Source organism: Xanthomonas sp. GPE 39 (assembly GCF_000963005.1).
GTDB lineage: Bacteria > Pseudomonadota > Gammaproteobacteria > Xanthomonadales > Xanthomonadaceae > Xanthomonas_A.
The window spans coordinates 1931124-1952779 of record NZ_JZHZ01000007.1 but is presented as its reverse complement, the minus strand read 5'-3'; the positions used below and the strand labels follow the sequence as shown (position 1 = coordinate 1952779).

Here is a 21656-nt window from a genome sequence, read left to right as displayed (position 1 = left end):
TTGCGGCGGTAGAATTTGCCGATGTTCGGTGTGTAACGAAGGCAGGTGGCGGATGTGGTACGTGATCGAGGGGTACGATGGCGAGGAGGCGTTGCCAAGGCGCGCGGCGGCGCGGCCAGCGCATTTGCAGCGGCTGGTGGCCCTTCAGGACGCCGGACGCCTGCTGCTGGCCGGGCCGTGTCCGGCGATCGACGCCGAAGATCCTGGTCCCGCCGGCTTCAGCGGGAGCGTGGTGGTGGCCGCGTTCGATTCGTTGGCCCAGGCCCAGGCCTGGGCGCATGCCGATCCGTATGTCGCCGCTGGCGTCTATGCGCGGGTCGAAGTGCGGCCGTTCCGCAAGGTGTTGCCATGAGTCAGGTGGCCGCAGACCGGGTCGAGCGGATCCGCGCGGCGCTGCAGACCGCGTTCGCGCCCCTGGCGTTGGAGATCGAAGACGATAGCCACCGTCATGCCGGGCATGCCGGTGCGCGTGACGGTCGAGGCCATTTCAATGTGCGCGTGGTCAGCGCGGCTTTCGCGGGCATGGCGCCCCTGGCCCGCCACCGCGCGGTGTATACCGCGCTAGGCGATATGATGCAGACCGATATCCATGCGTTGTCGATCCGCGCCGAAGTTCCGGGGGATGAGCGCTGACATCGCCTCTAGACTGGCACGCAGCGGCTTGCGGGCATTGCGGCGTTGTGAGCAAGCGCAATGATGCCGCCGCGAGCCTGTTGCCGCGATGGGGTCGACCAATTTCAACGTGGCTAACAACACCTCGCCAGTTGCTGTCTGGCGGGCAACAGCCTGTGCGATATCATGCAGTACGACCCGTATTCCACGTTGGACGATCAGGATTCAACCTGGCTATCGACAAGCAATGCGACACTGCGGTTCCCGCTGGCCAGTGGCGTTGCGCTGGTTGTTGCATGGAGGGTGGCGCATGCAGGTGAACGTACACGGGGTGGCAGGATGAGGCAAAAACGTAGTTCCGCACGCATGTTGCTGCTCATGATGGCGGCAGGCGTGTTGTTGACTTCGTGCAAGAAAGCCGAGGAGCCGAAGGTGGTGCAGAAGAAGCCGGTCCAGGTGATCCTGGTCGAGGCGCAGCTTCCGCCGAAACCGGTGAAGCCCGAGTTGCCAACGCTATTCAGCGACATCGAGCGGCGCACTTTCCAGTTTTTCTGGGACACGACCAACGAAACCAACGGGCTGACTCCTGATCGCTTCCCGTCGCGTCCGTTCGCCAGTATCGCCTCGGTTGGGTTTGCCCTGACCGCCTATCCCATCGGCGTTGAGAACGGTTGGATCAGCCGCAACCAAGCTGTGGACCGCACGCTGACCACCCTGCGCTTCTTTCGCGATGCGCCGCTGGGACCGCAGCGCATCGGCAAGGCCGGCTACAAAGGTTTCTATTATCATTTTCTGGACATGCAGAATGGTCGTCGCTACGACAGCTGGGTGGAGCTGTCCAGCGTCGATACCGCGATGCTGATGATGGGCGTGCTGTTCGCGCAGTCGTACTACGACGGCAACGATGCGCGCGAGAAGCAGATCCGCGAGATTGCCGATACCTTGTACAAGCGCGTGGACTGGGGCTGGTTGCAGCAGCGCGAGCCGCTGATCTCGATGGGCTGGTTTCCGGAGAGCGGCTTCATCAACCACGATTGGACCGGCTACAACGAAGCGATGATGCTGTACGTGCTCGCGCTCGGTTCGCCGACCCACGCGGTTAGTCCCGATGCGTGGACGCTCTGGACGCGCACCTACAACAATGACTGGGGCGTGTATTACGGGCAGGAGTATCTTTCCTTCGGCCCGATGTTCGCGCATCAATACAGCCATGTCTGGATCGATTTCCGCGACATCCAGGACGAGTACATGCGCGAACGCGGTATCGATTACTTCCTCAACAGCCGCCGCGCGGTGCTGGCGCAGCGCGAGTACGCCATTGCCAACCCCATGAAGTGGAAGGACTACGGCGAGAACGTATGGGGGTTGACCGCCAGCGACGGCCCGCAGAACACCGAGCAGGACTACCACGGCGATCAGCGTGAGTTTCGCCATTATTCTTCGCGCGGTGCGGGGCTGCGCGAGAATTTCGACGATGGCACCCTGGCGCCCACTGCCGCGATTGCCTCGCTGGTGTTCGCGCCGGAGGTGGTGATTCCGACGACCGAGGAAATGCACAAGCGCTACGGCGACTTCATTTATTCCAGCTATGGCTTCCTGGATTCGTTCAACCCCAGCTTCAACTACGATATTCCGCTCAAGACCGGGCGTGTCGTTCCTGGTCGTGGTTGGGTGTCAAGTGATTACATCGGCATCGACCAGGGGCCGATTCTGGCCATGATCGCGAACTATCGCAATGAGTTCGTCTGGAATGTCATGAAGAAGAATAAGTACATCCGGACCGGGCTGGAGCGTGCTGATTTCAGTGGTGGTTGGTTGACCCCTGACGGTGAGGCGCAGTCGATGCTGAAAAAAGACGAACAGGCCGCCAAGGCCAGGGAGATCGGCATCGCCGAATCGCGTGCCGCCGCCGTGCAGGCACCACAGAATCCTGTGCCGCGTCAGCCGCACAATTCGAAATGAAAGTGGCTAACACAACCTCGCCAGTCGCTTCTGGGTGGGCGCCGATAGCGCGCACGAACCGTCGTGTACGGCAGGCGCATGATGACGCTGAGCACGGCCCGCGTCCGCACGGCAGTGACGCAGTTGTTGTGTCAGCGACTGCGAGTACGCTGCGTATGATCCCTCGTTGGCTGCTGCTGTTGGGGCTGGTGGTGGCGTTGTGTGCTTGTGCGCGTATGCCGCAAGGTGAGGTGCTGCGGTTCTGGGCGATGGGGCGCGAGGCGGAGGTCGTGGCCCAATTGATCCCGCAATTTGAGCAGGAAAACCCGGAAATTCACGTGCAGATCCAGAATGTTCCCTGGACCGCCGCGCACGAGAAGCTGTTGACCGCCTTTGCCGCCGACGGATTGCCGGACGTGTGCCAGTTAGGCAATACCTGGATTCCGGAATTCGCCGAGCTGGGGACGTTGCAGCCGTTGCAGCCTTACGTGGCCCATTCCAAGGTCGTGGACCCGACGGATTACTTCCCCGGCATTTGGGACACCAGCGTCATCGACGGCCAGCTCTACGGCGTGCCGTGGTACGTGGATACGCGTTTGTTGTTCTACCGCAAGGACATCCTGCGCGCGTCTGGCGTGGAGACACTGCTGCGGAACTGGGCCGAGTGGGAACAGGCGATGGCGGCGGTGAAGCAACATGTCGGGCCTAAGCGCTATGCGATCTTGATGCCGCTCAACGAGTTCGAGCAGCAATTGTCGCTGGGCCTGCAATTGCCCGATCCGCTGCTGCGCGATCACAACAACTATGGGAATTTCGAAAGCGCCGGTTTTCGCAAGGCGCTGGCGTTCTACGCCAATATGTTCGAGCGTGGCTGGGCGCCAAAGATGTCCGAAACCCAGGTTGCCAACGTGTGGAACGAGTTCTTCAACGGCTTCTACGCGTTCTACATTTCCGGGCCCTGGAACATCCGCGAGTTCCGTAAGGTCGCGCCTGCAGCGTTGCAGGACCAGTGGGGTACGTTGCCGCTGCCAGGTCCCGACGGTCCCGGCGCGGGTATCGCTGGTGGTACCAGTCTGGTGATCTTCCGTAAATCCGGGCACAAGGACGCGGCGTGGAAGCTGATCGAATTCCTGTCGCGGCCGCAGATCCAAGCGCGTTTCCACGCGCTGATCGGCGACATGCCACCTCGCCGCAGTACCTGGGCGTATCCGTCGTTGGCCGACGATCCGCTGGCGCATGCGTTCGCCGATCAGTTGGAACGGGTCAAGCCAGCGCCGAAAGTATTGGAATGGGAGCGTATCGTGCAGGAAATGCGCCTTGCCACCGAGCGTGTGGTGCGTGGCGGCGAACCACAGGACAAGGCCATGCGGGAATTGGATAAACGTGTCGACGAGATTCTAGAAAAACGGCGTTGGATCCATCTTCAGCAGCATCGGCAGGCAACGTCCGCGCCGGTTGCCGGAGCGGGGCGATGAAACGTGGCTCCATGGTCGGCTGGCTGTTCGCCGGCCCGGCGCTGATGGTAATTGGTCTGTTCTTTGGTGTGCCGGTGCTGTCGGCATTGGTGTTGAGCCTCACCGATTTCGACCTGTACGCGCTGGCCGATCGCCACAACTTGCGTTTCGTCGGTGTCGGCAACTATCTTGAGTTGCTGCACACTCCGATGTTCTGGAAGTCGCTGTGGAATACCACTTACTTCGTCATCGTCGGCGTGCCGCTGTCCATTGCCACCTCCCTGGGCGCGGCCCTGCTGCTCAATGCGCCGGTGGCACGATGCAAGGCGCTGTTGCGCACCGCGCTGTTCGCGCCGGTGGTGACCACGCTGGTGGCGGTGGCGGTGATCTGGCGTTATCTGTTCCACACCAGCTATGGCCTGGTCAATTATGCGCTGGCGCATGTGGGCATCGGCCCGATCGACTGGCTTGGCGACCCGCACTGGGCGATGCCGACCATCATGCTGTTCGCGGTCTGGAAAAACTTCGGCTACAACATGGTGATCTTCCTTGCTGGCTTGCAGGCCATTCCGCAGGATCTGTACGAGGCCGCGCGCATCGATGGCGCGTCGAAGTGGCGGCAGTTGCTGCATATCACCCTGCCGATGTTGGGGCCGGTGTTGTTGGTGGTCGGTGTCATCACCGTGTCCGGCTATTTCCAACTATTCGCCGAACCATACGTGATGACGCGCGGTGATCCGCTGCAAAGCACGGTCAGCGTGCTGTATTACATGTTCGATGAAGGCTTCAAGTGGTGGAACCTCGGCCGTGCGTCGGCGGTGGCGTTCCTGCTGTTCCTGATCATCCTGGCAGTGACGACGGTCATGCTGCATTTCGGCCGCAAGAAGGGCTTGGTATGAGTGGCAAGAGTCGGGAGATCGGTGCTTCGCGTTGGCATGCGTTGTTGGTCAACGGCGGGCTGCTGCTGCTCGCTCTGATGAGTCTGGCGCCGCTGTTGTGGATGGTGTCGGTGTCGTTTATGCCTGCAGGGCAAGCCAGTCGCTTTCCGCCGCCGCTACTGCCCAGTGGCGCCACCTTGCGGAACTATGTTGAGTTGTTCCGCCATGCCGGCATGGCGCGCAATTTTGCCAACAGCCTGCTGGTGTCATGCGCGATCACGCTCGGCTCGTTGCTGATCAATACGATGGCCGGCTACGCTTTCGCCAAGCTGCGCTTTGTCGGCAAGGAGCGGGTCTTTCAGGTGCTGTTAGCGGCGTTGGTGATCCCCGCGCAGGTGGCGATGCTGCCGTTGTTCTTGTTGATGAAGCAATTGCACCTGGTCAACAGCTTCGGTGGCGTGGTGGTGCCGGCGCTGGCAACGGTATTCGGCATTTTCCTGGTACGCCAGTATGCGCGCTCGATTCCGGACGAGTTGCTGGAAGCGGCGCGCATCGACGGTGCTGGCGAACTGCGTCTGTTTTTCCAGATCGTCCTGCCGATGCTCAAGCCGGTGTTGGTGACGTTGACGATCTTCACTTTCATGGCCGCATGGAACGACTTCATGTGGCCGTTGATCGTGCTGACCGATCAGGAGCACTACACCCTGCCGGTGGCATTGGCGGCACTGTCGCGCGAGCACATCATGGACGTGGAAATGATGATGGCGGGCGCGGTCGTGACCGTGATTCCGGTACTGGCATTGTTCCTGGCGCTACAGCGCTATTACATCCAAGGCTTGCTGCTCGGTAGTGTGAAGGGCTGAGGCGCAGCGCTTGCATTTCATCGGGGCGCATAGTCGAGCGCAGGCGATCGGGTATCTGTGGCCACAGGTGGGAACAGTGGCGGAGAGCTTTCCTCCATCGGCATGGAAGCGGTGGCACTGGGGCATGGAGCGCGGCGTCGCTCAGGTCAGGTCACGCAAACAGGATAACCAGACATGAGAGATGTGATGCGCAATATGGTGGCGAGGATGAGCGGAAGGACGTTGTTGGCGATTCTGGGCCTGCTGGCGGCGCATGCTTGGGCCGCGCCGCCGACCGCGCCTGTGACGCTGGATAGTTTCAATAATCTGGATAACTGGCAGATCGTCGCTTCCAATCAGGTCACCGCTTCGGCGCGACTGGTGCAGGCAGCCGGCGGCGGCAGGGCCAAGGCCATGTGTCTGGACTACGATTTTAATGGAGTGTCCGGCTATGCAGGCATCCGTCGCGCGTTGCCGATCGAGTACCCGGAGAATTACCAATTCGCGTTCCAGTTGCGCGGTGATTCGCCGCGCAACGACCTGCAGTTCAAGCTGATCGATGCCAGTGGCGACAATGTGTGGTGGTTCAACCAACCGCGCTACGATTTTCCCGCGCAATGGAGCGCGGTCAGCTTCAAGAAGCGGCAGATCGACAAGGCTTGGGGGCCGAGTCCGGAAAAAGAACTCAAGCGCAGTGCGCAAATCGAGTTCACCATCTACAACCAGGTTGGCGGTGCCGGCACGGTGTGCTTCGATCAATTGCGTTTGATCCCGTTGCCGCCGCAGGATACCTCGCCGTTGACGGTCCAGGTCAGTACCGATACCGCGCCAGCATTGCGGCAGCGGATTGCCGACGGCAAGCCGGACACAGTGTGGTACAGCGGCAATGCCAAGACCCAGACAGTGATGCTGGATCTGGGCAAGGTGCGCGAATTCGGCGGTGCCAAAGTGCAGTGGGCGCCTGGTGTCTATGCCTCGCGCTACAAGGTGTTGGGTTCGATCGATGGACTCAGTTGGCGCGAACTGCGCGCTGTCATCGCTGGTAACGGTGTGATCGACTGGCTGGCGCTACCGGAAACCGAGGCGCGCTACGTGCGCTTCGACCTGGAGGACGGCCCCAGCTTTCACTACGGCATTGCCGAGATCGCACTGCAGCCGCTGGCGTTTGCCGCGACGACGAACGACTTCATCAAATCGGTGGCGGCGCAGTCTCCTCGCGGTTGGTTCCCGCGTGGCTTCAGTGCAGAGCAGCCGTACTGGACCATCGTCGGCCTGGATGGCGGTCGCGAACAAGGCTTGATCGGCGAGGATGGTGCGATCGAAGTGGGCAAGGGCGGTTTCAGCATCGAACCGTTCCTGTTACTGGATGGCAAGCGCCTGAGCTGGGCTGACGTGAAGACCACGCAGAGCTTGCAGGACGATTACCTGCCCATTCCCAGCGTGGACTGGCGCCACGACAACGCCGCGTTACGCGTGACGGCCTTCGTGCAGGGAGAGCCGGAGCAAGCGCAGCTGGTGGCGCGTTATCGGCTCAGCAACCCAAGCAAGCAGGCGCACGACTACACCTTGGCCTTGGCGGTACGTCCGTTCCAGGTGAACCCGCCCAGCCAGTTCCTCAATACGCTCGGCGGAGTCAGTCCGATCCGTGCACTGGCGTTCGACGGCGCGCAGGTGCGCGTCGATGGTCAGCCGCGCGTGTTCGCGGTGCAGAAGCCCGACGCCACCTATGCCACCGCGTTCGACGCCGGAATGGACATCGAACGTTTGGGTGCCGACAGCAGCGCTTTGCCGCAGCAAGCGCAGGATCCGGACGGGTTGGCTTCCGGAGCACTGCTGTACCGTGGACGTTTGGCGCCGGGCGAGGTGCGCGAGGTGGCGTTGGTGATCCCACAGACGGGCCTGCATGCGCTGCCGCCGGGCTTCGATGCGGCGCGTGCGCAGGAGCAAGTGGCGGCGCAATGGCACGCAACGCTGGATCGGGTGCAATTGCACGTGCCGGCGCAAGGCAAGGCCCTGGTCGATACGCTGCGCACGGCATTGGCGCACATGTTGATCTCGCGGATCGGGCCACGTCTGCAACCGGGCACGCGCTCCTATTCGCGCAGTTGGATCCGCGACGGCGCGATGATTTCCGACGCCCTGCTGCGCCTGGGACGCGCCGATGTGGTTCGCGACTACCTTGCCTGGTACGCGCCCCATCAGTTCGACAATGGCATGGTGCCGTGTTGCGTGGATGATCGTGGCAGCGACCCAGTGCCGGAAAACGATAGCCATGGCGAGTTGATTTTCGCCATCGCCAACTACGATCACTACAGCGGCGACCACGCGTTTGTGCAACAGATGTGGCCGCACGTGCTGGGCGCGTATCAGTACATGGAGCAACTGCGTCTGAGCGAGCGGACAGACGAAAATCGTGCGCGTAATCCGGCCTTCTATGGAATGATGCCGGCGTCGATCAGTCACGAAGGCTATTCGGCCAAGCCGATGCACGCTTACTGGGACGATTTCTGGGCCTCGCGCGGCTACACGGACGCGGCAACGCTGGCTGTCGAGTTGGGCCGTGGCGAGGATGCGGCGAGTTTCGCCGCTGCGCGCGACCAGTTCCGCGAGGATCTGAATGCGTCGTTGCAGGCTGCCACGCAGCAGCACCACATCGATTTCCTGCCGGGTTCGGCTGAACTGGGCGATTTCGATCCGACCTCCAGCACCATTGCGCTGGCGCCGGGGCGCGAGCAGGTGCGATTGCCGTCTGCACTGTTGAATGCCACCTTCGAGCGTTACTGGAGTGAGTTCGTAAGCCGCCGCGATGGTCAGCGCGCGTGGAAGGACTACACCCCCTACGAGTGGCGTAATGTCGCTGCGTTCGTGCGGCTGGGCTGGCGCGAGCGGGCCTGGGAGGCGACGACGTTCTTCTTCAAGGATCGCACGCCACAGCCTTGGAACCAGTGGGCGGAAGTCGTCTCGCACACCCCGCGCACGCCATTTTTCCTTGGCGATCTGCCGCATGCCTGGGTGGCCTCGGATTTCGTGCGCTCAGCGCTGGACATGTTCGCGTACACCCGCGATAGCGATGACAGCCTGGTGCTGGCGGCAGGTATTCCGATCGACTGGTTCGACGGCAAAGGCGTGTCCATCGAACAACTGCGCACGCCGCATGGGCTGCTAAGTTATCGGCTGCGGCGGCAGAAAAATCGCTTGGTGTTGAATGTTTCCGATGGCCTGCATGTGCCGAGCGGTGGCCTGGTGTTTCCGTGGCCGTACCCAGGCGAACCTGGGAGCACCGAGATTAATGGTGAATCTGCGCAATGGGAGCAGGGCCAATTGCGTATTCCCACGCTGCCGGCGGATGTGCAGGTCGAGATGCGTTAACGCCGATGCGCGTGCTTGTCGATGGTGTTGCGGGCGCAGCTTTCATGCAGTTGCGAGGGCAGAGTGTCGCTGAGCAGGTGAGCTGCACTCAGTGCTCAGGTTTTTCCGGTGGCATGAGCACTGGGTATGGTGATTTGCGTGCTGGTGCTGGTGCTGTGCGGTGTGACGTTTGCGCCGCTTTTGTGGGCGGCGCGACTGCTGCGTCTGGCTCAGGATAGGGATATGCCGGTGCCGCGATGGGGTGTAATTGCGCGCGCCAGCGCTGCAGCAGCGGTGCGATCCGGGCACCGACGTAGAGCTGTGGGTGCGACGGCGTTTCGCCTTCCTCGCGCTCGCGTGCATGGATCTGCGCGCTGGCAAGACGGTAGCTCTCGACCAAGTCGCTGGTGCGCGCCAGCGCGTCGATCAGCCAGGCGCGGCCGAAATACGTGGCGCTGGCGGTATTGCCGCAGCCGAACGAGGCACGGTCGCGGCGCGCGGCGGTGATAATCAGCGTGTCGGGGGTCTTCAGCGCCGGTACGAAGCCGCCGGAGTAACAGGCCGATAGCACGATAATCCGATTGACAATGCCGGCGTCGTCGAGCAATCCGCGCAGTTCTTTTGGCGTGATGGTGTCGTATTCGGCATCCTCGCCTGGGCCGAATTGCAGATACAGCTCGTGCTGTTCGGTGCCGTGGCTGGTCAGAAACAGCAGCAGTGCATCCTCGCGTTTATCCATCAGGCTGCCGATGCGTTGCAGGGTGTCTGCCAGATTGTCGTAGGAGGCCTGCGGCGCGTAGGCATGGGCGCCGAGATTGTCGCCATGGTTGATCAGCGTGACGATGCGTCCGGCCGCGCCGAAGCGCTGGGCGAACAGTTGGCGCAGGTATAGCGTTTCGTTGCGGAATACGTCTTCGCTGGCGTCGCCGGCGAAGCCGACGACGTACAGGTCGGTGATTCCCGGGCGTTGCGGTTGCAGCGCGTTCAGCGCGCGGCGCAGTTGCGCCTGATCGAGCGGATCCTGCGGTGCCTGCACTTCATTGGCCGCCAGTGTCGTCTTGGCATCGAGTTGGCAGGCGGGCACGACCAGCGCCAGCAGCAATGCCAGCAGTAACCGTCGTGACAGGTGGTGGCGTGACGGTGTCAGGGATGCGATGAACGTAGCGACGGATGCACGCATGCGTGCGCTCAAAAATCCAGGTCGGCGAAGCTCTCTACGCGGTGGTGCCCATTGCAGGCTTCGCCCTGGCGCGGTTGCGGATAATCGGCGCGGCGGTCGATCAGCACCGTGTCCATGCCGGCTGCGCGTGCCGCGTCCAGTTCAGCGACCACGTCGGAGAGAAACACGATTTGCATCGGCGGCAGGCCGATTGCTTCGGCGATCCGCACATAACTGGCTTGCTCGCGCTTGGCACCGATTTCGGTATCGAACCAGCCGGAAAACAGGCTGCGTAGATCGCCAGCGTCGCTGTGGCCGAAGAATAACTGTTGCGCCGGCACCGAACCGGACGAATACACGTACAGCGCGCGTCCATCGGCGTACCAGCGGCGCAGCGCCGGCGCGGCATCGGGATAGATGTGCGCAGTGAAATCGGCGTCGCGGTAGCCGCTTTCCCAAATCATGCCCTGCAGTGCCTTGAGTGCGGTGTGCTTGCGATCTTGATCGATCCAGCCCTGCAGCGTCTCCACGATGACCGCGTCGGTGCAGATGCTGCCGCATTCGCTAGCCACCGTGTCCAGCCATTGCCGGACCTGCGGCTGCTGGCCGTGCTCGCTGACGAAGCCGGGCAGAGCACGGCGCGCATAGGGGAACAAGACGTCCTTGACGAAGGAAATGCTGCTGGTGGTGCCTTCGATATCGGTCAAGATCGCACGCGGAGCGGCCATGGTTCAGTGCGCCTCGCCGCGCTGGGCCGGCTCGTAGCGCGGGAAGCGCTGGGCGATGTCGGTGCCGGTGAAGTGGCCGATCCAACCGTCCGGCTCGGTGAAGAAGCGGATCGCGACGAAGCGCGGCTCCGGGCCCATGTCGAACCAGTGGTGGGTGCCGTCGGGCACGGCGATGAGATCGTTCTGCACGCATTCGATTTCGTAGACCTTGCCCTCCACGTGCAGGGTGAACAGTCCAGAGCCGGCGACGAAGAAGCGCACCTCGTCTTCCTTGTGGAAATGCTCGTCGAGGAACTTCTTGCGCATCTCCTCGCGCTGCGGATGGTCGGGGGCAATGCTGACCACGTCCACGGTCTTGAAGTTGTGCGCGGTCACCAGACGGTCGATGTCGGCGCGGTAGGCGTCCATCACCGCCTCGGGCGAGGCGCCGGCTTGGATCGGTTGGTTAGCTTGCCAGCGCTCGAAGACGACGCCGATTTTCTGCAGCTCGACGGCGATCGCATCGCCATCGCGGCTATCGAACAGCGGCGCCTCGGGAATGGTGTCGGCAAAGATGCGGAGTCGGCTCATGGCGGCAAGACGAAAGATGCTGGGAGGAAGAGGGTAGCAGGTGTATTGCAGGCGACTGTTGCGGCACTGGAACGTATTGCGCGGTGCGACGATGTCTAGCCTTGTGCGCCTAGTTTGCGCAGTTCCAGTTCGCAATGCAGTAGGAATTCGAAGGCTTCCAGGTGTCGGCGCGCTTCGGCCATGTCGCGACCCCAGGCGTACAGGCCGTGCCCGTCGATCAGGTAGCCCCACAGCGCGGTGCGATCAAGTAGTGCATCCACCTGCGCGGCCAGCACCGTCATGTCCTGGGTATTGGCGAAGACGGGCAGGTCCACCGCAATCTCGTGGGTCTGGTTGCCGTGCAGCGCCTTGAGCAATTCGTAGCCTTCCAGGTGGACATGGCCCTGTGCCGCATACAGGCGCGAGGCGATGGTCTGTACCGGCGAATGCGTGTGCAACACGCAACCGATCTCGGGAAAGCGTCGGTACAGTTGGGTATGCAGCAAGGTTTCGGCCGATGGGCGTAATGGACGGCCCACGGCTTGTGCGTCGAAGTCCACGACCATGATGTCGTCCTCCACCAGCCGGCCCTTGTCGCGGCCGGACACGGTGATCGCGGCGTGGCGCGCGTCCAGGCGATGGGAGAAGTTGCTGCTGGTCGCAGGGGTCCAGCCGGCCTCGGACAGTTCGCGGATGTTGCCGATCAGCAATTGGGCCAGCGTGCGCAGGCGTTCGGGGTCGTAGGGCAGGGCATTCATGGGTCTTAGTTTAGAGCCTGCTGGCTTCCTTGTGAGGATCGCGCTCGCGGCAATCAACTGCTCTAGCCGGGACGAGCGTATCGTGCCCGCTCGCGCAATGCCTGCACTATTCGGAGCCTGCGCTGGATGGGCCGTTGTGCAAACGGCTGTGGCGGTAGCCGTAGCCGAAATAGATCACCAGCCCGATCGCGGTCCAGCCGGCCATCAGTAACCAGTTGTACGCGGTCATTGCCGACAGCAGCGCAAGACAGCTCAGGACACCGGCGATGCAGATCGGCCAGACCAACCGAATGCGGAACGGGCGCGGTAGATCCGGCTGGGTGCTGCGCAGGATCAGCACCCCGGCGCAGACCGCGGCGAAGGCGATCAAGGTGCCCATCGAGGTCAATTCGCCGAGCACGTCCAGTGGGAATAGCGCGGCCATCAGGGCGATGCCGACGCCGGTGATCAACGTATTGATGTGGGGTGTGTGGTAGCGCGGATGGATCTTGGTGAACAGCGGTGGTAGCAGACCGTCGCGGGCGATGATCATGAAAATGCGTGGCTGGCCGATGATCATCACCAGCACCACCGAAGACAGGCCGATCAGTGCGCCGACCTCCACGACCACGCGCAGCCAGGCCAGTTGCGGGTGCGCGGCGACGGCGGTTACCACCGGCTCGTCGGTGCCGAGTTGGGTGTATGGCACCAATCCGGTCAGCACCGCAGCCATGGCGATGTAGAGCACGGTGCAGATAATCAGCGACAGCAGCATGCCGATCGGTAGGTCGCGCTGCGGCCGGTGCGATTCCTGCGCCGCGACCGAGACCGCTTCAAAGCCGATGTAAGCGAAGAACACCATGGCCGCGCCGCGCAGCACGCCCTCCAGGCCGTACTTGCTTGGGCCTTGGCTAGCGGGAATGAATGGGTGCCAGTTGGATGGATCCACATAATGCGAGCCGACCACGATCACCAACACGACCAGGCCGCTCTTGAGCACGACCATCGCCATATTCATCGCCGAGGACTTGCGAATGCCGACGTAGCACAGCCAGGTCAACAGCAACACAATGCCGGAGGCGGGTAGATTGGCGATTGCTCCGGTGAGGTGCAGCTTGCCATCCAGCGGCGCGTTGACCAGCGTTGCTGGTAGGTGGAGGTGGAAGTGATCGAGCAGGCTGAGGAAGTAGCCGGTCCAGCTCACCGCGACCGCCGCCGCCGACACGCCGTATTCCAGCACCAGCATCCAGCCGATGAACCAAGCCGCCAGTTCGCCGAAGGTGGCGTAGGTGTAGGTGTAGGCGCTGCCGGACACCGGCACCATCGCCGCGAACTCGGCATAGGCCAGTGCGCAGAACCCGCAGCACAGCGCGGCGAGCACGAACGAGAGCATGATCGCCGGCCCGGCATGGTTTGCCGCCGCCTGGCCGGTGATGACGAAGATGCCGCCGCCGATCACCGCGCCGATGCCCAGCGCAGTCAGCCCCCAGGGGCCGAGCGTGCGTTGCAGGCCCAGCCCACCGGCATCTGCGTGGCTGGCGTGCGGGTGTTTGGTGGCCAAGAGGTGTTTGAGCATGGAACGGCTCCAGCCGGACGTGGCGCGCAGTGCGAAGGAATGAGGATGAAGGCCGGCGCGTACGCCGGCCGTGGCAGCCGAGGATCAGGCCTTGTCGGCCAGATGGCTGTTGCGGATGCCGTAGCAGAAATAAATGCACAAGCCGAGCAGCGTCCAGACGATGAAGACCTTCCAGTGTTCCTGGAACGCCTGCAAGAACAGCAACACGCAGGCGATCGCGCCGAGCGGACAGATCAGCGGCGCGAGCGGCACCCGGAACGGGCGCGGCAGTTCTGGCTTGGTGAAACGCAGCACCAGCACGCCGATGCAGACCGTGGCGAAGGCGAGCAGGGTCCCCATCGACACCAGTTCGCCAAGGACTTCCAGCGGGATCAATCCGGCCAGTAGCGTGGCGGCCACGCCGACCACGATAGTGCCGACATAGGGCGTATGGAACTTGCGGTGGACCTTGCCGAACAGCCGAGGTAGCAAACCGTCGCGGGACATGGTGTAGAAAATGCGCGGTTGCGCCATCAGCATGACCAGCACCACCGAGGACAGGCCGGCGATGGCGCCGATCTCGATGACGGTCTTCAGCCAAGCCAGGCTGGGATAGTGCTCCAGCGCCGTGGCCACCGGTTTGGCAGTGCCGAGTTGGGTATAGGGCAGCAGACCGGTCAGCACCGCACAGACGATGATGTAGATGACCGTGCAGATCGCCAGCGATACCAGGATGCCGATCGGCATGTTCTTCTGCGGGTCCTTGGTTTCGCCAGCGGAGGTGGAGACCGCGTCGAAGCCGATATAGGAGAAGAACACGATGGAGGCGGCACGGAAGATGCCGCTCCAGCCGAACGTGCCTGGGCCGGTGTTCTCCGGAATGAATGGGGTCCAGTTGGCCGGGTCGATATGCGCGATGCCGACGCCGATGAACAGGCAGATCACCACGACCTTGATCGTCACCACGATGGCGTTGGCCAACGCCGATTGGGTGACGCCGACATAGCACAGCGCGCTGACCGCAACGACAATCAGCACCGCCGGCAGGTTAACCAAGTTGCCGGAGGCGACGAAGGCATGGCCAGTCCATTGCAGCGGTGCACCGGCCAGCTCCGCCGGGAACGGCAGCCCCAGCGTACCGGTGACGAAGCTCATCAGGTAGGCCGACCAGCCGACCGCGACGCTGGAACCCGCGAACAGGTATTCCAGCACCAGGCACCACCCGATGAACCAGGCCACGCCCTCGCCCAAGGTGGCGTAGGAATAGGAATACGCACTACCGGAGACCGGCAACATCGCGGCGAATTCGGCATAGCACAGGCCGGCGAAGGCGCAGGCGATGCCGGCGAACACGAACGAGAGCATCACCGCCGGACCCGCATGGTGAGCGGCCGCCTGTCCGGTCATCACGAAGATGCCGGCACCGATCACCGCGCCGATGCCGAGCATGATCAGGTGCTTGGCGGTGAGGCTGCGTTTGAGGCAGGCTTCGCCCTGCAGACTGCCCTCGAACGGTTCGCCGGCGTCGACATGGCCGGCGGGGGCGATCGGCTTGACCCGCAATAGAGACTTCAGCATTCGGTGTATCCCAGGTAGGGTCGGGGGCAAGCGCCCGGGTATTGAGGTGAAGATGCGTCCATCCCAGGAGTGGATGGCGCAGGCGTCGTACCATGCCAAAGCCGGCCGGCCACCACAAGCTGCGCTGCGCGCCGTATGCCACCATGGCCGGTCCCGATTACGAGAATACGTATGTCCGAACCGCCTTTACGCCAGTCTTTGCACGCATACGCTGAGCGATGCCCGGAACAGGCCGAGCTTGCTGCGCAGTTTCTCGCCTTGCTGGACGATGCCGCCGACCCGTTCGTGCGCGCGCGTCTGGCCGGTCATTTCACCGGCTCGGCGTGGCTGGTCAGTGCCGACGGCGCCCGCACCTTGCTGACCCACCACCGCAAGCTGCGGCGCTGGCTGCAACTGGGTGGTCATGCCGATGGCGAGCGCGATCTGGCCCAGGTAGCATTGAGAGAAGCGCAGGAAGAATCGGGGTTGCCTGGGTTGTTCCTGCTCGATGGCGCCATCTTCGATCTGGATCGACATTGGATTCCGGCGCGCGATGAGGCGCCGGGCCATTGGCATTACGATGCGCGTTACGTGGTGTGCGCTGGCGCGGACGAGACGTTCGCGGTCAGCGCCGAGTCGCTGGCCCTGGCTTGGCGTCCGATTGCGGTATTGCGCAATGATGCCGATCTGGATCCATCGCTGCGGCGCATGGCAAGCAAGTGGGAACTTCGCCCGCGCTGAGGCATGCTCCCGTGTCAGTGAAGTTTCCGCGCTTGCTCAATACGGAGTCCGCGTCAGCAACCTTACCGCTACCCGTGCCAGTTTCTTCTGTAATGGTCCACTGAAATCCTGCTTAGCTTGTTTGCTGATACTTGCTCGGTCAGCAGCTTCTTCAGGCCCGCGTTCCATGCCATCCAACTCCTTAAATGGCCACTGGCCTCCTTCTTGGGCCTGGAATCTCGTCGAATACGCTAGTTCTGTCTGATCCAAATGACAGGTGGCAGGTCGCGTTTGTCATCATCACGCATCATCCACTGATGACTCTCTATGGTGATAGCACCATCTAAGTGAGCGGTTTACGTCACTCGATGTACTCCAAGGAAGACTCTCGTATGCCAAGGAATGTGAAGTGTTGAAGTTGAAAGTGGTGCGGGATGACAAAGTGTAGCGTTGTCGTAGGGGGTGAGTGTATTGGGGATGGAGCTCTTCTAATAGGGCGGGGTGTGCAGAGTGGGTCGAGCGTGACAACTTCGACGATTACTCATGCCGCCACTTGACTCGGTTGCTCATGTGAGTCGTCGGCATTTCGGCACAGCAAGCAAAATTTTGTGATGAGCTCCTCTTAATTTTCCCATTGTTTCGAGTATTTGAACGTTTTTTTGCCAAATACTTGACGTGGCAGGGAATGTGAGGCAGATTCTCGAGCGCAATTTTTGATTGCTCGGCTATAGCAGTAGGAACAGGGGCATGTATCTAAGCCGGTGCATGTAAGGGTGACATGGAAAGTTTGCTATCACATTCTGCTTTTTTAGACGTATATCGCTGGATGGTGGGCATGTTCAATGTTCACTCAATTGCGTGTACGTCAGTCTTTCGCGTCTGTCTCAATCAAACGATGCGCGTGCTGTGCAGGGTCGGCGGAAAATTCCGTGGTCATGCGGGCATCGTGCTGGGTTTTGCTTGTTCATCCAGAAACGTTTCCGTAATTCAGAGGCCAGCGTGAAAAAAACGCATATATTCCGGCTGATTGCTGCGTTGAGCGCCATTGCGCTGTTGAGCGCCTGCGCAACCAGTTCTGCGCCCAATTTCCGTGGTGGCTGGAAGCCGGTCAACCGGCTCTCCGCATCGACGATGGAGATTCCGCTCTACACCTCATACGTATATCAGGCTGTGCCAATGGATGGCACATTGAAGACAATGCTCGAGCGTTGGTCTAAAGATTCCAATATGGAATTGTCCTACGGTATCCAGTCCGACTACACGCTCTATGCGCCCGTTGCCAAGATCAATACTGCCAGCATCCAACAAGCGGTTGCCGAACTGAGCGTGATCTATGCGCCAGAAGGTGTGACGGTCTCTGCTGCGGGTAATCGCATTTTAGTAAAACCCTCGTCGTCGCCCAGTATTACTCCTGGGGTCAGCGGCGGCGCAAAAACAAAGTGACGTCATGCGGGAGCCTGTATGGGCTTGCGCAGCCACATTATGAACCTGGTGAAGTCTGATGTTCGGTAAGAAGCCCGTTGAGAGCGAGAGCGTTAACAAGGCCGTTGCGAAAGCGGTCAATTACGAGATCAGCATTGCTGATTTGGCACGGCGCAGTGAGCGTCGCGCATGGTGGATTGCGTTCAGTGCAATCATCCTGTGCTTGTTGCTCGGCGGTGGTTACTACTACATGTTACCGCTGAAGGAAAAGGTTCCCTACTTGGTGATGGCAGATGCCTATACCGGTAACTCAACTGTATCTGTGTTGCGGGATATTGGTGACGTTAGGAGTATCACTACCAGCGAGGCGCTGGCCAGAAGTAATGTCGCCAGATTCATTACGGCGAGGGAGTCATACGACTCCGAAATGATGGGCCTGAACGACTGGCCGACCGTGTTTTCGATGGCGCCTAAAGATACATCGGTGGGAGCGGAGTATTATGCGTTGCATGCTCCTAATAATCAATCAGCGCCATACTATACTTACGGAAAAACGCGATCCATTCGTGTGGCGATCCTGAGTATTACACTGCAAGGTGGTGCTGGAAAAGCCTATAACGGTGCGAATGTTCGGTTTCAGCGTAGTGTCTATGATAAGAAAAGTGGGCAGTCCACTTTTCTTGATAATAAGTTTGCCATCCTGGGTTTTCGCTATAACAACAACCTGGTGATGGATGAAGATCTTCGCGTGCAGAACCCATTGGGTTTCCAGGTAACGGATTATCGAGTCGATAACGACTACTCGGCGATGCCAGTGCCGCCATCGCCGTCTGTTCAGTCGCCGATGGTGAGCGCGGTGCAGTCGCATCCGCCTGGACCGATGGCTGCACAGTCTTCCATGCCCGCTGGCAACGTGGTTGCTCCTGCCCAGCAACAGATGCCAGCCGCAAATCCTGGTAGTGCACCTGTTTATCCCGGAGCGCAGCCAGCTCTTGCCCCGCCTGCGCCCAACGTTGCACCCCAGAACAATGGCAATGGAGCGAACGTTCGATGAGTTTCTTGACGAAAATGGGTCCTGTGCATATTGCGTCGCTGGCCTTGTCGCTGTTCGCGCCGTTGGCTTCAGCACAGGTGGTTCAGCAGTACGAGTATGAGCCTGACAAGATCTATCAGATCCGTACCGGCCTTGGCATCACCACCCAGGTCGAATTGAGTCCGAACGAGAAGATCCTTGACTACAGTACTGGGTTTAGCAGTGGTTGGGAATTAAGTCGCCGCGAAAACGTCTTCTATCTGAAGCCGAAGAACGTCGATGTTGACACCAATATGATGATCCGCACTGCCACCCATTCCTATATTCTGGAATTGAAAGTGGTCGCCACCGATTGGCAGAGGTTGGAGCAGGCTAAACAGTCCGGTGTTCAATACAAAGTGTCCTTCACCTATCCGAAAGATACTAGTTTCGCTGCGGCGAGTGAGAAGGTGAAGGATGAGTCGCAGTTGGATACGCGGCTGACCAAAGATCGTCATTATTATTTCGATTACGATTACTCCACGCGTTCGAAGCAAATGTGGATCGTGCCGAGCAGCGTTTATGACGATGGAAAGTTCACATACATAAAAATGGATCTGGCGCGTTTCCCGACAGGAAATTTCCCGGCCGTATTCGGTCGAGAGAAGGAGAACGGTGAGGATTTCTTGGTCAATACCACAGTTGAGGGAAATACCCTGATCGTTCATGGGACCTATCCCTTCCTGGTCATCCGCCATGGCAAAAATGTCGTCGGCCTGCGTAGGAATAAGCAAAAGTGAATTCGAACATGCCTCCTTCTGACGAAAATAATGACCATGATCAGGGTCAGCCGCGTTCTCCACAGTCGGGTGACGCTAACCGAGAGAATCCCTATTTCGCTCGTCATCGGCAGACCACCGATCTGGATCTTGACGCCAATGAGCCAGTTCTCAGGTCAAGTGATCTCAAGAAGCTCAATCGTAAAGCATTGGTCTTCTTGGCGGGCGTTGCCTTGCTGTTGGTCATGGCGATTTTCTGGGTCATCGGTGGCGGGCGTGATGCAGCGCCGCCGCCTAAACCACGCCAGGAAGCAGTAGTTGCGCCAGCGCTGCCGCAAACCGCCGCTCCGCCGCCAATCCAGCAGGCCGAACCAGTTCCGTTGGCTGAGCAGCCAAATTTACCGCCGATGCCACCGATGCCACCTGCGACTGTGGCGCAAGATACGCGCCCTTCACGTCAGGAGCGGGGCGCATCGTTGTTGGAGCGGCGCATGGCGGTCATGCAAGAGGCCGGTGGTGCCCAGCAGCAAGGTATCCCCGGGCTATTGCCAGGGCAAGAACAGGGCGGAGCCCAGCAAAAGCAACAGGAGCAGGAAACCTCCGCCAAGCCGATTGCCAATCCGGACGGATTATTGGTGCGCGGCACCTACATTCGCTGTGTGCTTGAGACGCGCATCATTACCGACTTCCCAGGCTTCACATCCTGCATCATCACCGAGCCCGTATATTCGATCAACGGCCGGCGCCTATTGCTGCCAAAGGGGTCGAAAATGTTGGGTCAGTATGGTGCAGTAGAACCGACCGGTCCGCGAATGCAGGTGGTTTGGGATCGCATCACGACCCCGACTGGGATCGACGTCACTATGGTGGGGCCGGGGGTCGACAATCTTGGCAGTGCGGGTCATCCAGGCCAGTACAACGCACATTGGCCAAGCCGGATCTCGTCCGCTCTGATGATCAGTCTTCTCAGCGATGCGTTCAAATGGGAGGCGGCTGAGCACGGCCCCAGGACGACTTCGGTCGGCATCAATTCCGGCGTCGTCACCCAACAGCCCTACGAGAGTAATACGGCCCAATCCATCCAACGCTTGGCGGATCAGGCGTTGGATCGTCGTCACCCAGCGACTGTCACCATCAATCAAGGCACCGTGGTCAATGTGTACGTTGCCAAGGATGTCGATTTCACTGCCGTGTTGCCGCGATGATCGCCTGAGGAATCCGACGTGACTTTCGAAGAATCTCCGACCGCACAGATCTCGACGGATTTCCTGGATTACCAGTACTCGGTGCTGGGAATTCTGGATTATCTCAATTCTCCGGAAGTGACGGAAATCTGCATCAACCGTCCTGGTGAGTTGTACCTGGAGACGCTGCGTGGCTGGCAGCGAATGGACATACCTTCGTTGACCTTCGAGCGTGCGCGGCAGTTCTGTACCTCAGTGGTTAACGAGAGTAATACCGGGCAGCGCATCACGGATGTGGACCCCGTCGTGTCGCTGACCTTCCCGACCGGGCAGCGCGCCCAGTTCGTCATTCCTCCTGCTTGTGATGCAGGGAAAGTGTCGATCACGATTCGTCTCCCGTCCAAGCACACCAAAACGTTAGAGCAATACCAGCAAGACGGGTTTTTCCAGGAAATCCTGGAAATGCAGGCGGGTGTCAGCGAACAGGATCGTGAGTTGCTTGAATTGCGGCGTCAGCACGATTACGCCGAGTTCTTCAAGAAAGCTGTCTTGTTCAAAAAGAATGTTGTCGTTGCTGGTGCTACGGGGAGTGGCAAAACGACGTTCATGAAGTCGCTGGTGAATCATATTCCCAATGAAGAACGTTTGGTCACGATCGAGGATGCACGCGAGCTGTTTATCACGCAGCCAAATGCGGTGCATTTGCTTTACTCGAAGGGCGGGCAAAGTGCGAGTAATGTGACTGCGAAGAGTTGCATGGAAGCCTGTTTGCGGATGAAGCCGGACCGCATTATTCTGGCTGAGTTGCGTGGTGACGAATCTTTCTACTTCATTCGCAACTGTGCTTCAGGTCATCCAGGCTCCATCACCAGTTGCCATGCTGGTAGCATCGGACAGACTTGGGATCAGTTAGCCCTGATGGTCAAAGCATCGGCCGAAGGTTCGGGATTGGAGTTCTCGGTCATCAAGCGCTTGCTCATGATGACCATCGACATTGTGGTGCACATCAAATCGCATGCTGGGCGGCGTTATATCACTGGTATTGATTTCGATCCAGAACGTACACTCTCTGGTGCTAGGAGTGATGTTCATTGACACAATAATTTGCTTGATGGTTGATTGGCTGTAATTTTTTCAGCGATGTCTCATCTGTGACTCCTAAGCACTTGGCGATGGGGT

Annotated in this window: 19 protein-coding genes; 13 read left to right on the top strand and 6 right to left on the bottom strand. The window is 60.3% G+C overall.

Features of this window, described 5'->3' with window-relative positions; translation table 11 throughout:
* Positions 1–52 precede the first annotated feature (52 nt).
* The 7 genes from XALGPE39_RS08265 to XALGPE39_RS08235 all read left to right on the top strand — a co-directional run bounded on the left by XALGPE39_RS08265 (position 53) and on the right by XALGPE39_RS08235 (position 9096).
* Positions 53–352 carry a YciI family protein gene (locus XALGPE39_RS08265; RefSeq protein ID WP_045727771.1) on the top strand — a complete coding sequence of 100 codons (300 nt, stop codon included), beginning with the start codon at positions 53–55 and terminating at the stop codon, positions 350–352.
* Entirely contained in the window at positions 349–633 is a 285-nt protein-coding gene (locus tag XALGPE39_RS08260; protein ID WP_045727770.1) for a BolA family protein, read from the top strand. Before XALGPE39_RS08265 ends, XALGPE39_RS08260 begins: the two co-directional genes overlap by 4 nt.
* 282 nt (positions 634–915) lie before the next feature.
* The gene (locus XALGPE39_RS08255) at positions 916–2574 is read left to right on the top strand and encodes a glucoamylase family protein (protein WP_235429883.1); all 1659 of its coding nucleotides are present in this window, start codon (positions 916–918) and stop codon (positions 2572–2574) included.
* A gap of 215 nt (positions 2575–2789) precedes the next feature.
* Positions 2790–4028 carry a sugar ABC transporter substrate-binding protein gene (locus XALGPE39_RS08250; RefSeq protein WP_235429881.1) on the top strand — a complete coding sequence of 413 codons (1239 nt, stop codon included), beginning with the start codon at positions 2790–2792 and terminating at the stop codon, positions 4026–4028.
* Positions 4025–4906: a sugar ABC transporter permease gene (locus XALGPE39_RS08245; protein WP_045727767.1), complete on the top strand. Its 882-nt coding sequence runs from the start codon at positions 4025–4027 to the stop codon at positions 4904–4906. The genes XALGPE39_RS08250 and XALGPE39_RS08245 overlap by 4 nt, the downstream gene beginning before the upstream one ends.
* The gene (locus XALGPE39_RS08240) at positions 4903–5748 is read left to right on the top strand and encodes a carbohydrate ABC transporter permease (RefSeq protein ID WP_045727766.1); all 846 of its coding nucleotides are present in this window, start codon (positions 4903–4905) and stop codon (positions 5746–5748) included. The genes XALGPE39_RS08245 and XALGPE39_RS08240 overlap by 4 nt, the downstream gene beginning before the upstream one ends.
* Before the next feature lie 174 nt (positions 5749–5922).
* Positions 5923–9096, top strand: coding sequence for a discoidin domain-containing protein (locus tag XALGPE39_RS08235; RefSeq protein WP_235429772.1), 3174 nt, complete (start codon positions 5923–5925; stop codon positions 9094–9096).
* 88 nt (positions 9097–9184) lie between these two features.
* Here XALGPE39_RS08235 and XALGPE39_RS08230 read toward each other — a convergent pair whose 3' ends face one another.
* From XALGPE39_RS08230 to XALGPE39_RS08205, 6 genes are all read right to left on the bottom strand, one after another.
* A complete protein-coding gene (locus XALGPE39_RS08230; RefSeq protein WP_045727764.1) occupies positions 9185–10255 on the bottom strand; it encodes a C13 family peptidase in 1071 nt (356 codons plus the stop codon).
* Positions 10256–10263: 8 nt separating this feature from the next.
* Positions 10264–10962, bottom strand: a complete 699-nt coding sequence (gene mtnC / locus XALGPE39_RS08225) for an acireductone synthase (RefSeq protein WP_045727763.1) — start codon at positions 10960–10962, stop codon at positions 10264–10266.
* 3 nt (positions 10963–10965) lie between these two features.
* Positions 10966–11532, bottom strand: coding sequence for an acireductone dioxygenase (locus XALGPE39_RS08220; protein ID WP_045727762.1), 567 nt, complete (start codon positions 11530–11532; stop codon positions 10966–10968).
* A 95-nt stretch (positions 11533–11627) separates the two neighbouring features.
* Positions 11628–12269, bottom strand: a complete 642-nt coding sequence (locus XALGPE39_RS08215) for a methylthioribulose 1-phosphate dehydratase (protein WP_045727761.1) — start codon at positions 12267–12269, stop codon at positions 11628–11630.
* Between the two features lie 106 nt (positions 12270–12375).
* Positions 12376–13824, bottom strand: a complete 1449-nt coding sequence (locus XALGPE39_RS08210; RefSeq protein ID WP_045727760.1) for an amino acid permease — start codon at positions 13822–13824, stop codon at positions 12376–12378.
* 84 nt (positions 13825–13908) lie between these two features.
* On the bottom strand, positions 13909–15381 hold the full coding sequence (locus XALGPE39_RS08205; protein ID WP_045727759.1) for an amino acid permease: 1473 nt from the start codon (positions 15379–15381) through the stop codon (positions 13909–13911).
* 135 nt (positions 15382–15516) lie between these two features.
* Between XALGPE39_RS08205 and XALGPE39_RS08200 the strand changes: the two genes are divergently transcribed.
* The 6 genes from XALGPE39_RS08200 to virB11 all read left to right on the top strand — a co-directional run bounded on the left by XALGPE39_RS08200 (position 15517) and on the right by virB11 (position 21572).
* On the top strand, positions 15517–16101 hold the full coding sequence (locus XALGPE39_RS08200) for an NUDIX hydrolase (RefSeq protein ID WP_200893868.1): 585 nt from the start codon (positions 15517–15519) through the stop codon (positions 16099–16101).
* A gap of 993 nt (positions 16102–17094) precedes the next feature.
* A complete protein-coding gene (locus tag XALGPE39_RS08195) occupies positions 17095–17523 on the top strand; it encodes a hypothetical protein (protein WP_045729065.1) in 429 nt (142 codons plus the stop codon).
* A gap of 58 nt (positions 17524–17581) precedes the next feature.
* A complete protein-coding gene (locus tag XALGPE39_RS08190) occupies positions 17582–18556 on the top strand; it encodes a type IV secretion system protein (RefSeq protein WP_045727757.1) in 975 nt (324 codons plus the stop codon).
* Positions 18553–19314 carry a TrbG/VirB9 family P-type conjugative transfer protein gene (locus tag XALGPE39_RS08185; RefSeq protein WP_045727756.1) on the top strand — a complete coding sequence of 254 codons (762 nt, stop codon included), beginning with the start codon at positions 18553–18555 and terminating at the stop codon, positions 19312–19314. Before XALGPE39_RS08190 ends, XALGPE39_RS08185 begins: the two co-directional genes overlap by 4 nt.
* Complete coding sequence (locus XALGPE39_RS08180) at positions 19311–20498, top strand: TrbI/VirB10 family protein (RefSeq protein WP_045727755.1); 1188 nt, start codon at positions 19311–19313, stop codon at positions 20496–20498. Before XALGPE39_RS08185 ends, XALGPE39_RS08180 begins: the two co-directional genes overlap by 4 nt.
* An 18-nt stretch (positions 20499–20516) precedes the next feature.
* On the top strand, positions 20517–21572 hold the full coding sequence (gene virB11, locus XALGPE39_RS08175; protein WP_045727754.1) for a P-type DNA transfer ATPase VirB11: 1056 nt from the start codon (positions 20517–20519) through the stop codon (positions 21570–21572).
* Positions 21573–21656 lie beyond the last annotated feature (84 nt).

Bases quoted from the DNA above. Each gene is read 5' to 3' on its own strand.
- XALGPE39_RS08265 (WP_045727771.1), top strand. From the start codon at position 53: ATGTGGTACGTGATCGAGGGGTACGATGGCGAGGAGGCGTTGCCAAGG.
- XALGPE39_RS08260 (WP_045727770.1), top strand. From the start codon at position 349: ATGAGTCAGGTGGCCGCAGACCGGGTCGAGCGGATCCGCGCGGCGCTG.
- XALGPE39_RS08250 (WP_235429881.1), top strand. From the start codon at position 2,790: ATGCCGCAAGGTGAGGTGCTGCGGTTCTGGGCGATGGGGCGCGAGGCG.
- XALGPE39_RS08245 (WP_045727767.1), top strand. From the start codon at position 4,025: ATGAAACGTGGCTCCATGGTCGGCTGGCTGTTCGCCGGCCCGGCGCTG.
- XALGPE39_RS08240 (WP_045727766.1), top strand. From the start codon at position 4,903: ATGAGTGGCAAGAGTCGGGAGATCGGTGCTTCGCGTTGGCATGCGTTG.
- XALGPE39_RS08235 (WP_235429772.1), top strand. From the start codon at position 5,923: ATGAGAGATGTGATGCGCAATATGGTGGCGAGGATGAGCGGAAGGACG.
- XALGPE39_RS08230 (WP_045727764.1), bottom strand. From the start codon at position 10,255: ATGCGTGCATCCGTCGCTACGTTCATCGCATCCCTGACACCGTCACGC.
- mtnC (WP_045727763.1), bottom strand. From the start codon at position 10,962: ATGGCCGCTCCGCGTGCGATCTTGACCGATATCGAAGGCACCACCAGC.
- XALGPE39_RS08220 (WP_045727762.1), bottom strand. From the start codon at position 11,532: ATGAGCCGACTCCGCATCTTTGCCGACACCATTCCCGAGGCGCCGCTG.
- XALGPE39_RS08215 (WP_045727761.1), bottom strand. From the start codon at position 12,269: ATGAATGCCCTGCCCTACGACCCCGAACGCCTGCGCACGCTGGCCCAA.
- XALGPE39_RS08210 (WP_045727760.1), bottom strand. From the start codon at position 13,824: ATGCTCAAACACCTCTTGGCCACCAAACACCCGCACGCCAGCCACGCA.
- XALGPE39_RS08205 (WP_045727759.1), bottom strand. From the start codon at position 15,381: ATGCTGAAGTCTCTATTGCGGGTCAAGCCGATCGCCCCCGCCGGCCAT.
- XALGPE39_RS08200 (WP_200893868.1), top strand. From the start codon at position 15,517: ATGCCACCATGGCCGGTCCCGATTACGAGAATACGTATGTCCGAACCG.
- XALGPE39_RS08190 (WP_045727757.1), top strand. From the start codon at position 17,582: ATGTTCGGTAAGAAGCCCGTTGAGAGCGAGAGCGTTAACAAGGCCGTT.
- XALGPE39_RS08185 (WP_045727756.1), top strand. From the start codon at position 18,553: ATGAGTTTCTTGACGAAAATGGGTCCTGTGCATATTGCGTCGCTGGCC.